Origin of the sequence: Allosphingosinicella sp., assembly GCF_036387615.1 — a bacterium.
Lineage (GTDB): Bacteria > Pseudomonadota > Alphaproteobacteria > Sphingomonadales > Sphingomonadaceae > Allosphingosinicella.
In genome coordinates, this window is sequence record NZ_DASVTH010000021.1 from 17,420 (window position 1) to 28,637 (window position 11,218).

General features: G+C 66.5%; 11 protein-coding genes. 3 read left to right on the forward strand and 8 right to left on the reverse strand.

Annotation, left to right across the window (positions count from 1 at the left end; all coding sequences use genetic code 11):
* Positions 1–42: 42 nt before the first annotated feature.
* On the reverse strand, positions 43–1,581 hold the full coding sequence (gene lnt, locus VF631_RS03080) for an apolipoprotein N-acyltransferase (protein ID WP_431848802.1): 1,539 nt from the start codon (positions 1,579–1,581) through the stop codon (positions 43–45).
* A gap of 110 nt (positions 1,582–1,691) precedes the next feature.
* Here lnt and VF631_RS03085 point away from each other — a divergent pair, with 110 nt between their 5' ends.
* Positions 1,692–2,108 (forward strand): VOC family protein, encoded by a 417-nt coding sequence (locus tag VF631_RS03085; RefSeq protein ID WP_431848803.1) that lies wholly within the window; start codon positions 1,692–1,694, stop codon positions 2,106–2,108.
* 27 nt (positions 2,109–2,135) lie between these two features.
* On the opposite strand, the gene VF631_RS03090 is transcribed toward VF631_RS03085, so the two are convergent.
* From VF631_RS03090 to VF631_RS03120, 7 genes are all read right to left on the reverse strand, one after another.
* A complete protein-coding gene (locus tag VF631_RS03090) occupies positions 2,136–3,149 on the reverse strand; it encodes a UDP-glucuronic acid decarboxylase family protein (protein WP_431848804.1) in 1,014 nt (337 codons plus the stop codon).
* A gap of 97 nt (positions 3,150–3,246) precedes the next feature.
* The gene (locus VF631_RS03095) at positions 3,247–4,311 is read right to left on the reverse strand and encodes a CgeB family protein (RefSeq protein WP_431848805.1); all 1,065 of its coding nucleotides are present in this window, start codon (positions 4,309–4,311) and stop codon (positions 3,247–3,249) included.
* Positions 4,308–5,396, reverse strand: coding sequence for a CgeB family protein (locus tag VF631_RS03100; RefSeq protein ID WP_431848806.1), 1,089 nt, complete (start codon positions 5,394–5,396; stop codon positions 4,308–4,310). The genes VF631_RS03095 and VF631_RS03100 overlap by 4 nt, the downstream gene beginning before the upstream one ends.
* On the reverse strand, positions 5,393–6,505 hold the full coding sequence (locus tag VF631_RS03105) for a CgeB family protein (RefSeq protein WP_431848807.1): 1,113 nt from the start codon (positions 6,503–6,505) through the stop codon (positions 5,393–5,395). Before VF631_RS03105 ends, VF631_RS03100 begins: the two co-directional genes overlap by 4 nt.
* Entirely contained in the window at positions 6,502–7,590 is a 1,089-nt protein-coding gene (locus VF631_RS03110) for a glycosyltransferase family 4 protein (RefSeq protein ID WP_431848808.1), read from the reverse strand. The genes VF631_RS03105 and VF631_RS03110 overlap by 4 nt, the downstream gene beginning before the upstream one ends.
* Complete coding sequence (locus tag VF631_RS03115) at positions 7,587–8,657, reverse strand: SDR family NAD(P)-dependent oxidoreductase (RefSeq protein WP_431848809.1); 1,071 nt, start codon at positions 8,655–8,657, stop codon at positions 7,587–7,589. The genes VF631_RS03110 and VF631_RS03115 overlap by 4 nt, the downstream gene beginning before the upstream one ends.
* 148 nt (positions 8,658–8,805) lie before the next feature.
* On the reverse strand, positions 8,806–9,915 hold the full coding sequence (locus VF631_RS03120) for an NAD-dependent epimerase/dehydratase family protein (RefSeq protein WP_431848810.1): 1,110 nt from the start codon (positions 9,913–9,915) through the stop codon (positions 8,806–8,808).
* 207 nt (positions 9,916–10,122) lie between these two features.
* Here VF631_RS03120 and VF631_RS03125 point away from each other — a divergent pair, with 207 nt between their 5' ends.
* Complete coding sequence (locus VF631_RS03125; protein WP_431848811.1) at positions 10,123–10,722, forward strand: histidine phosphatase family protein; 600 nt, start codon at positions 10,123–10,125, stop codon at positions 10,720–10,722.
* Positions 10,719–11,218, forward strand: a 500-nt coding sequence (locus tag VF631_RS03130) for a DUF1698 domain-containing protein (protein WP_431848812.1), incomplete at its 3' end; no start/stop codon positions are given. The genes VF631_RS03125 and VF631_RS03130, both read left to right, overlap by 4 nt.

The following is an 11,218-nucleotide window of genomic DNA, read 5'->3' on the forward strand; positions in this document are numbered from 1 at the left end:
GGAGAGTTCAGGATATAAAGATATCCTTATATGTGATCGTCCCTAGCCTGCTTCGGCCCGCTTCGCAACGGGGCGCGCGCGGCCGGAAAGCCAGGCGGCACCCACCAGCAGCAACGCGAATGCGAACGGGAGGACGTTGCCGAACCGCGCGAACAGGGTTGGCGGCTTGGGCGCCGGCAGGTCTGTATCGATGATGCCGGCTCGCCCTAGCGGAAGGCTGGCGAGCAGCGCCCCCTCGGCATCGACCACGGTGGAAATGCCGGTCGGGGTCGAGCGGAGCACCGGCAGGCCCTCCTCCAGCCCGCGGAGCCGTGCCTGCGCAAGATGCTGGGGCGGCCCCCACGGCCCGAACCACGCATCGTTGGACGGATTGAACAGAAAGGCGGGCCGGTTCTCTCGGTCCACCACTTCGCCCGAGAAGATGATCTCGTAGCAGAGCTGGAACCCGGCCTTGCCGATCAGCGGCAGGTCGAGCGTTTGCGGCCCGGGCCCCGGGTCGAAATCGAGATTGCCGGGCGCGAGGCGCGACAGGCCGATCGCCGACAGGAGCGGCCGCATCGGCAGATACTCGCCATAGGGCACCAGATGCGCCTTGTCGTAGCGGCCCAGGATGCGGCGGGAGGAATCGATCGCGAAAATGCTGTTGGTGGCGCTGCTTGCATTGACCCCGTTTGCCGAGCGGATCGTGACACCGCCGGTCAGGAGCAAGCCGCTCATCCCCATTTGCTGCTGGACGAGCCGGCGAGTGGTATCGACATCGGCCTGGTAAATGGGATGATCGCGGCCGTCCTCCAGCGAGTCGGTGACCGCCGCTTCCGGCCAGAGCAGGATAGCCGGCTGGTTCGGGCGCCGCGACAGCTCGCCGAGCCGGTGCAGGATGAAGTCGGCATAAGCCTCCGTCCACTTGCCCTCCTGCCCGATATTGGGCTGGACGATGCGCAGCGGGATATTCGTGGGCGGGAGCGTGGCAGGCGTGAGCAGGATCGCGGCTCCCGTCACCGCCGCCGCGCCCGCCGCCAGCCCAAGACTGGCGCGCCACTCCCGCCGGACCAGAAGCAGGACCAAGCCTCCGATCAGGATCAGCAGCCCGGACAACCCATAGGTGCCGACCAGGGTGGCTGACCTAGCTAAAGGAGTCGGCAACAGCGCGACGCCAACCGGATTCCATGCAAACCCGGTAAACATTGTCGCACGCAGCCACTCGGTGACTATCCACGCGGCGGCGAAAATGAGAACCAGGCGAAACGAGTCAACGCCCCTGCCCCAGCGCCAGGCCAACCCCGTCGCCATCGCTGGGTAGACGGCAAGGTAGAAGCTCAGCAGGACCACGGCGATCCAGCCGAGCCAATGCGGCATCGCGTCCTGATAGATAAAGGCGGTGGCAATCCAGTTCAGGCCGAGCACGAACTGCCCCATGGCAAACCAGTAACCCCGGGCGAGCGCGCTCCGCAGCGACGGAGCGGAATCGACCAGCCAGATGAGGCCGGCGAAGGCGAGGATCGTAAGCGGCCACAGCTTCAGCGGCTCGAAGCCGCAGGCGCTGGCAAGGCCCAGGAGGAACGCGAACAGGAGCGGCTTCATCGTTGGGCCATATCGGCGGGAATTGCGCCGGGTTCAATCAGGTGAGAGGCCTCCCGAAACGTGACTGGCCGGGCGTTCCGCTCTTCATCTCTTCGCGCTAGATGGGCCGGATGACCCTGCCTCCATTCCACCTCGCCTTTCCCGTCCACGACCTCGACGCCGCTCGCGCCTTTTACGGCGGGCTGCTCGGCTGCCCGGAAGGGCGCAGTTCGGACCGTTGGATCGACTTTGATCTCTTCGGCCATCAGATCGTCGCGCATCTGGCGGAGCGCTCCGCGCCGGGGCACCACAATCCGGTGGATGGGCATGACGTGCCCGTCCCGCATTTCGGGGCAGTGCTATCAATGGAGCAATGGAAGGCGCTGGCGGATCGATTGCAGGCAGCGGGCATGCGCTTCGTGATTGAGCCGAACATCCGCTTCGAAGGCCAGCCCGGCGAGCAGGCGACGATGTTCTTCCTCGATCCCAGCGGCAATGCGATCGAGTTCAAGGCGATGCGGGATCCGGCCAATCTGTTTGCGAGGTGAGCAATCCTCCCCTTTCAGGAAGCAATTTCATTCGGCCGCGACGGTGAGCAGCTCGGCGCCCAGCGTTGACCCGGCACGCCGCTCCTGTGCAAACCAGGCGGCGGTCGCTTCCAGCCCTGCCTGGAGGTCCACCCGCGGCTCCCAACCCAATATGTCACGCGCGCGCGAGATGTCCGGGCGGCGGCGGCGGGGATCGTCGATCGGCAGCGGACGGTGCACCACGGCGGAGCGGGACCCGGTGAGCGCGAGCACGCGATCGACAAGGTCGCTGACGGTGAGCTCGTTCGGGTTGCCGAGATTGACCGGCGCGCCGGGCGCCGGCTCGGAGTTCATCAGCCGCATAAGGCCGTCGACCATATCCGACACATAGCAGAAGCTGCGGGTCTGCGAGCCGTCGCCATAGACCGTGATGTCTTCGTCCCCAAGCGCCTGACAGACGATGTTGGAGACGACGCGACCGTCATCCGCGCGCATGCGCGGCCCATAGGTATTGAAGATGCGGGCGACCCGAACATCGACGCGCTTGGCCCTGGCAAAGTCGAAGGTCAGCGTCTCCGCGGCGCGCTTGCCTTCGTCATAGCAGGCGCGCGGGCCGGTGCAGTTCACCCATCCGCGATAGGTTTCCGGCTGCGGGTGGACCTCGGGGTCGCCGTAAACCTCGCTCGTGGAGGTGAGCAGGAAGCGGGCACCCTGCTCCTCGGCAAAGCGCAGCAAGTTGCGGGTGCCGAGCACGCAGGTCAGCATCGTATGCTCGGGATCGGCCTGGTAATGCGGGGGCGAGGCGGCGCAGGCGAGATGGTACACGTGGGTGAAGCGCGTCTTGCCGAGGCGCAGCTTGGCTGGAAGGCGATCGATCACGTCGGCTTCGATGAAGGAGAAGCGCGGTTCGCTCCCAAGATGCGCGAGATTGGCGGCGCGGCCGGTCTGAAGATTGTCGACGCAGGTGACGCGCGCACCCTCGGCGAGGAGCCTGTCGATGAGATGGGAGCCGATGAAGCCGGCGCCGCCAGTCACCAGGGCGATCTTGCTTTGGGTGGTCACGTGCGCTTCCTCTCCTCGCATCTTCTTCTTTGTAGCTCGGTCAACTCGGAACGGGTGAATTGGTTCACCTGCAGAACGATCGGCCTCTCCTGCCGAGTCACGAGGCAGTCACCAAGGCGGCTTCGCGCAAATGGGTTTCGAGTTCCAGTGCGCGGTCGGCCGCGCGGTGGCCGTTCATGACTCGGGCTCGGGCAGCCCGGCCGATTGCAGCCGGATCGACGCCATCGGTCAGGAGATTGATCACGTCGGCCGAGGTGCCGGCAAGCATGATCTCACGGCCCGGCGCGAACAGGCTGTCCAAGCCGTCCCAGCAATCGGAGATGACGGGAACGGCGCAGGCCGCGGCTTCGAACAGGCGGACGGAGGGCGACCAGCCGGCAGCGATCATGTCGGCGCGCGTGACGTTCAGCGTCCAGCGCGAGGCTGAATAGAAATCGGGATGATCGCCGGGCGCAAGATGCTCGATCCGCTCGACATTCGCAGGCCAGTCGATGTCGGCAGGATAGAGCGGTCCGGCCACCACGAAGCGGCTGTCCGGGAGCGCGCGGGCGGGCTCGATCAGCAGGCGTTCGACAGTTGGCTGCCGGTCCGGACTGTAGGTGCCGAGATAGGACAGGTCCCAGCGCTTCGGCACGTCGAGCGGCGGATAAGCATCGGGATCGACCGAACAGTAGAGCGCGCGGGCGGCAGGCGATCCGTACCGCTGCTCGATAAGCTTGAGCGTCGGCCCGCCGGTGAACGACAGGTACAGGTCGTAGCCGCGAATAATTTCCGGCGAGAGATACTCGAAATCGCCGAGCGCGAGCTTGGCGAGAGTCACCGGAGTGTCGATGTCGTAAAAGGCGGTCACGCCCCGCGCATGCTTGTGGACGAAACGCCCGACCGCCACTCCATCAGGCACGTACGACCCGACGATGACCGCATCGGCCCGCTCAATCTCGCCACGCCAGCGATCGAGCCCCGCCAGATCGCCGTAGAAGCTGAGCCGGCAATAATCGGGATCCGCCACGTCGCGCTGGGTCGCATACCAGGGCACATCGCGCTCGAGGAACAGGATGTCGTGCCCCCGCGCCGCGAACTCCTTGAGCAGCGCACGGTAAGTGGTCGCGTGGCCGTTGCCCCAGGATGAGGACAGGCTGAGACCGAGAACGACCAGCTTCATGCGGCGCTGCGCTCCGTGGCCAGTTCCGCGCGCCAGAGCGCATCGACCTGCGCGCCGCGATGAGCATAGGTGTGTTCCGCCAGGATGCGGCAAAGGGCTGCTCGGCCGATGGCGCGCGCGCGCTCCGGAGTGAGCGCCGCGACATGATCGGCGACATCCTGCCCGTCGCGCGCGACCAGCACCTCCTCGTCAGGATTGAGGAATTGCTCGATTCCCTCCCACGCGTCCGTGATCAGGCAGGCGGCCGCGCCGGCGGCCTCGAACACCCGGGTGGCGGGCGAGAAGCCGACATGGGCCATCGAGTCGCGGGCGACATTGAGCACCGCCAGCGGCGTGCAGTTAAAGGCATTGTGCTGATGGGTGTACACATGCCCGAGGTGGCGAACGTTGGCCGGCATCCCCTTCGTCTCCCAGCCATTGCCCCCGATCAGGAACTTCCGTTCGGGCGCTGCCGAGGCGGCGCGCAGGAAGAACTCCTCCACCCGCGCCTCCCGGTCGGGAAGTCGGTTGCCGAGGAATGCAAGATCGGCCGCGAAGGCGGGGTCCGGATCCACGGGATGGTGGGTCGTGGGATCGAGCGCGTTGTAGACGGGAATGCAACGGCGCGCGCCGAAGCCCTGATAGGCCTCGATCACCGGCGGACCGCCGCCATAAGTCAGGACCATGTCGAGTTGCGAAAGGGTCCGACGCACGGGGTGGTGGCTGTCGCCGCGCATCTCATCGAGCGTGGCAGCAGCGTCCACGTCCCAGAAGATGCGCATCGCGTCGGGCCGGCTGTGGGCGACGATGCCCTCCAGGAGTTCGCCGTCGAACACGCCCACGCCGCTCGCCTTGACGACAATGTCGGCCTTGCGCGCCTCCTCGAGCACACCCCTCAGCGCGTCGGGCGTAGCCGGGTAGACCACGGAGCGGGCCCACTCGGGCGCTTCCATGTCCTTGTGCTGCTGACGGTCGAACGCGTCCGGCTCGTAGAAGGTAATCTCGTAGCCGCGGCCGGCGAGGTCCCGGAGCAAGCCGCGATAGTAAGTCGCCGCGCCGTTCCAGTAGGAGGAAAGCAGGCTGGATCCGTAGAAGGCGATCTTCATGCAACACTCCGGACAGGAGAGGACGCCCCGAGCTGCGCGACGATGCTCATCAGCTCGTCGGCACGGTGGGCGCAGGTGTGGCGGGCGCGAATGGTCTCCAGGCCGCTTGCCACGAGAGCGGCCCGAAGCCCGGGATCGTCCCGCAAGCGGCGAAGCTCGTCCGTCATTTCCCCGCCGTCCCTGGCGGCGAGGTAATCCCGGCCCACGCGGAACAGGCCCTCGCAATCGTCCCAGGGAGCGGAAACCAGCGGAATGCCGCAGGCGAGCGCTTCGAACACCCGAATGGTCGGGATGCCGGGCAGGATATCCGTGTAGAAGCGCCGCGGCACGTGAACCGTCGCGAGATGCTTCCCGAACATCTTGGGGGCGAGCGCGTTTGGCAGCCAGCCCCGATAGCGAACACCGTATCGATCGAGCGTCGCCAAAGCCTCGGGCGGGTAGCGCACGCCGAATATGTCGAGCGGCAGGCCGGCCTCCCGGGCGGGCCGGAACAGGAAGCCTTCCAGCTCCTCCGTCCGCTCGCCATCACCCCAGTTCCCGATCCAGACCAGCCCCTCGCGCTCTTCTTCCGCCACCGGCGGGCGGAAGTGGCGCGTGTCCGCGGCCTCGTGCCAGGTCCAGACCCGGTCGCCCCAGCCCCAGCGGCGATACACATCGGACAAGGTCTCGCCAAAGGCGAGCACGCCGTCATAGCCGGACAGATCGAAGGCACGGATCGCGTTCGGGTCGCTGACCGCGCGGTGATGCGTATCGTGGAAAAGGAGATCGAACCGCCCTCCCCGCGCCCGGATTGCGCCGATCGCGGCCACCAGCGCCGGCTCGTTCCACTCGTGGACGATGACGAGGTCGGCGCCATCAGTGAGCGCTTCCACGTCGGGATCGGGGGCGAAGCTGCGGGAGACGAGTTCGGGATAGGCGCGCTGATATGCCTCCACTCCTGCGGGTCCGTGATCGGCGAGCAGATTCTGAAGGCTCCAGGCGCCTTCCGGCTCGAGCGCCTCGACGTCGTGGCCGAGGGACCCGAGTTCTCTCAGCACCCCTCGCAGGAAATGAGCGTTGCCGTGGTTCCAGCAGGATTGAAGCGAGTGAGTGAAATAAAGGATCTTCACGCCGCGGCCCTCGCCTGCCCCGTCTTCGCAGCCAGAACGCCGCGGTAGGCAACCAGCATGTCGGCGGCCATTGCGTTCACATTGTATCGCGCTGCCCTTTCCTTCGCTTTCCGGCCCCACTCGGCGCGGGCAAGATCGTCCCCAATGGTGCGGGAGATCGCCGCTGCGAAGCCGGCGTCGTCGAGCGGCTTCACGAATGTCGCGGCTCCGTCCCACAATTCGCGGAAGGTCGGAATGTCGGACAGGACGAGCGGGCAGCCCGCCGACGCGGCTTCCAGCACCGCCAGACCGAACGGCTCGTACAAGGCTGCTGAAACGAAGACCGGGCGGGCGGCGAGCCGCCGCGCAAGCTCCCTCTCGCCAACCACGCCGACCGGACGGGCGTGCTGGAAGGAGATCGTTTCCCCGTCGGGCCCGGTTTCAGGGCCAGCCGCGTAAAGCGGTACCGCGAGCGCGGCGGCAGCGCGATCCAGCGTCGCCAGGTTCTTGCCCTTGTCCCACAGTCGCCCTGCGGTGAAGGCGAAATCGTGCGGGGCGACTTCGGGCAGCGCCAGCGGGGCGCGGCCGTTGTGGATGACGTGCGGGGCCGTCCGGAGGACATATGCCTCGCGAGTGGCCTCGGCGAAGGCGGACGAGGGCGTCACGACCAGGCTCGACGCTCGGAGCCCCTCGTCATGCAGCGCGACGCGCCAGCGGAAGTTTTCCGGCAACGCCCCGCCGATCACGCTCTCCCACCAAGTAAGCAGGCAGCTGTGCGAGACTGCGACGACCGGCACGTCGAAAGCCGATCCGGCGGCCAGAGCAGGGGCATTGAGCTGGACAAGGTCGACCTGCCTCGCCTGCGCGAGCAACGCCAGCGCGTCGCCGGCCGCCCTCACCTCCTCCGGCGTCTCGGCCAGCCAGTCCAGCTGCAGCCCGGTGTCGATCAGCGTCAGATCGCGCGCCGCTTCGCGCTGCGAGGCCGACGGAGCCGGGCCGAGCAGCGCGATCAGGACCTCCACTCCCCGCCCTTGCAGCGCGCGGGCGAGATCGGTCGCATATTGCCAGACGCCGCCGACGGCATCGGCGGTGAGGAGCAGTCTCACGACGCCGCCCGCTCCGGCACCTTTGCAGGCTTGAGCCCCCGCGATTCGCCGAGCCATTGCGCAAGGGTGGCGACTCCCCGCTTCCACGGCACGGCCGGGGACAGGTCGAGCGTCGCGCGCGCAGCGCGGGTGTCCGCGACGAAGTAACGCTGGTCGCCCGCTCGCCAGTCCGAGAAGCGCACGTCGATCTCCCGGCCGAGCAGTTTGCCCATGAAAGCGAGCAGCTCGCGCAATGAGACCGCGTTCGCAGGCCCGCCGCCCAGGTTGAACGCGCGGCCGCTGATCCGTTCGATCCGCGCCCAGGCCCGCATATAGGCCTCGACCGCGTTCGAAACGTCGAGAATGTCGCGGACCTGGTGCCCGTCGCCGTAGAGCGTAATCGGCTCCCCCTGCAGCGCGCGAATCAGGAAGTGGGCAACCCAGCCCTGATCCTCCGTGCCCATCTGGCGCAGGCCGTAGATGCAGCTCATCCGCAGCACCGCCGCGGGCAAGCCGAAGCTGCGCGCGTAATCCAGCACATACTGGTCGGCCGCTCCCTTGGAGCAACCATAAGGCGTGTGGAAATCGAGCGGGCGCGTCTCGCCGATCCCATGAGCGGCGACCTCAGCGTGCTGGGGTACGTACCGGTCCCCCTCCAGCCGGAAATCGATGTCGGCCAGATCGCCATAGACCTTGTTGGTCGAGGCGAAGATCACCGGCACCCGATCGCCACGCAGCCGCAGCGCGTCGAGCAGGTTGAGCGTGCCCTTGAGGTTGATCTCGAAATCCTCGCGCGGATCGACCAGGCTGGTGGTGACCGCGACTTGCGCCGCCATGTGGAACACCGCCTTGGCCTCGCGGGCGGCGCGAGCGAGTTCGTCCTCGTCGCGAATGTCGGCGATGACCGAAGTGATCAGGCCGGAGTGGCGTTCCTGGAGCCAGGCGAGGTTGGTCTCGACGCCCCGGCGCGACAGCGCGTCGTAGATCAGGACCTCGTGACCGTCCTCGGCGAGCTTGTTGGCGATGTTGCAGCCGATGAAGCCAGCGCCGCCGGTGACGAGGACGGGGCGGGTGTCGGTGGGGCTCATAATGATCCTCCCCGCGACGGGGAGGGGGACCGCCGCCGAAGGCGGGGGTGGAGGGGGCCCCCCACCCACTCAGGAGGTCTCGGGGCCCCCTCCACCATGCTCCGCATGGTCCCCCTCCCCGTCCCGGGGAGGATTTCAGGAGCCCCCCTCACGCCACCAGCCCCCGCGCTTCGAGTTCGGCCCGCGCTTGGGCGACATTGTCGTTCGCGGTCTGGCGCCCAACCCATTCGGCGAGTTCCTGAAGCCCGGCCATCCAGTCCTCCTGCGCGCGGTAGCCGAGACGGTTCTCGGCAAGCGAGATGTCCGGCACGCAGTGGCGGATGTCGCCGACACGAGCCTTGCCCGTAACCTCAGGAGCGATGTCGCGGCCCATGGCTTGGCCGATCGCCTCGGCGACCTCCGTCACCGTCCGGACGGCGCCGGAACCGATGTTGAAGATGCCCATGTTGGCTTCGGGCTTCTCCAGCGCGTCGCAAAAGGCCCGGGCGACGTCGCGAACATGCACGAAATCGCGCTGCTGCCGACCGTCCTCGAAGATCATCGGCGGCTGGCCGTTGAGAAGGCGCGAGGAGAAGATGGCGAGGACGCCTGTGTAAGGATTGCCAAGCGCCTGGCCGGGGCCGTACGCGTTCCAGAGGCGGAGCGCGGCGGCCTCCATTCCGTACGCGGCGGCGAGAGTCAGCGTGAGTCGCTCCTGGACGTATTTGTTGATTGCGTAGACGGAGGCGAGCGCCGGGCGCTTCGTTTCGGGCGTCGGCACGGGGGTGAGTGGGCGACCTTGCGCGTCCACGGGATCCCAGCCTCCGGTGCCACCGCCGGTCGGTTTAACCGCTTCTTCGACAATATGGCCGTCCTGGTCGCGGTAAAGCCCCTCACCATAGATGCTCATCGAGGAGGCGGTGACGACACGGCGGACCGGCTGCTCGATCAGCTTCTCGAACAGCACGGCGGTGCCGACGTCGTTGACCGAGGTGTAGCGCTCGACCGCATACATGGATTGCCCGACCCCGACTTCGGCGGCGAGGTGGACGACGCTGTCGATCCCCTTGAGCGCCTTGGCGACCGCATCGCCATTGCGCACGTCGGCGCGGATCAGTTCCACCTCTTGCGGAAGATCCTCGGGCCGCTCGCGATCGCCGTGAACCTGCTCGATCAAGCTGTCGAGGACGCGCACCCGGTGCCCACGGGACAGCAATTCACGCGTGACGAACCGGCCGATAAATCCGGCTCCGCCCGTGATCAGTATCGTTTCTGGCAATTCAACTCCCCCTTTGCCGCATGGAGCAGGTAACCGGGCCCCGTCACCTGCTCCATGCGCGAAGCTTCTTCTTCTACAACCCCAAAAATGCAGCTTCTTCTTCTTTGTTCCACATCCGGTTCGTTCATCGGCGAGAAAGGAACCGGAAAGCGGCCAGGCGGGTTTGAGAAACCAGAGAGGTCGTTACATGTCTGTTCCGAACACAAGGTGACGGCAACTGTTCTCCTCATCCGCCACGCCGCCCATGTCGAGCTCGGCAAAGTGCTGACCGGTCGAAGGCGCGACGTGGCGCTCAGCCCCGAGGGCCTCGAGCAGGCCGAAATCGTCGGAGACCTGCTCGGCGTCGAGCCGCTCGCCGGGGTCTATTCGTCCCCCCGCGAGCGTGCTTTCTATACGGCCCGCGAAATCGCCGATCAGCACGAACTCGAGGTCACGCTGCTCGATTCGCTGGACGAGATCGACTTTGGCGACTGGACCGGCAAGCGCTTCGACGAACTTGAAGGTGACCCGCTGTGGGATGCGTGGAACGAAGCGCGTGGCAGCGCGCGCCCGCCCGGTGGCGAAACCATGACTGAAGCGACACGGCGGGCGGCGCATGCGATTGCCGAGCTTGCCGGCGCGCATGCCGAGAGCCGCATCGCGATCGTCACGCATTGCGACATCATCCGTGGCCTCATCGCCCACCATCTCGGTTTGCCACTCGACAATCTGCTGCGCTTCGATATCGACCCCGCCTCCGTATCGCGCCTCGCCGTCGGCAGCTGGGGCGCGCGGGTGATGAGCGTAAACGAAAGACTGTACCAATGACCCGAGTCGCGGCGCGTCCGCCTAGCAATGGTGATCTCCAGGCCCGGATCGAAGCGCTCGGGCCTTGGTTTCACAACCTGCGACTGGGAGACATCGAGACCGCGCCAGATCACTTTCTTGGTGATTATCCCAACTTCAAGTTCAGGCGGTTCGCCGCGTATCTGCCGGAGGATCTCAGCGGCAAGTCGGTGCTGGACATCGGCTGCAACGCGGGCTTCTACTCGATGGAGATGAAGCGGCGCGGGGCCGACTATGTGCTCGGGATCGACATGGACGAGCGCTATCTTGAGCAGGCGCGGCTCGCCGCCGAAATCCTGGATTACGGCGGCATCGAGTTTCGCAACCTGTCGGTCTACGATGTGGGCGCGATCGGGCGAACCTTCGATGTCGTCATCTTCATGGGCGTGCTCTACCATCTGCGCCACCCGCTGCTGGCGCTCGACCTGATATACGAGCATGTCGCGGGCGACATGCTGATCTTCCAGTCGCTCCAGCG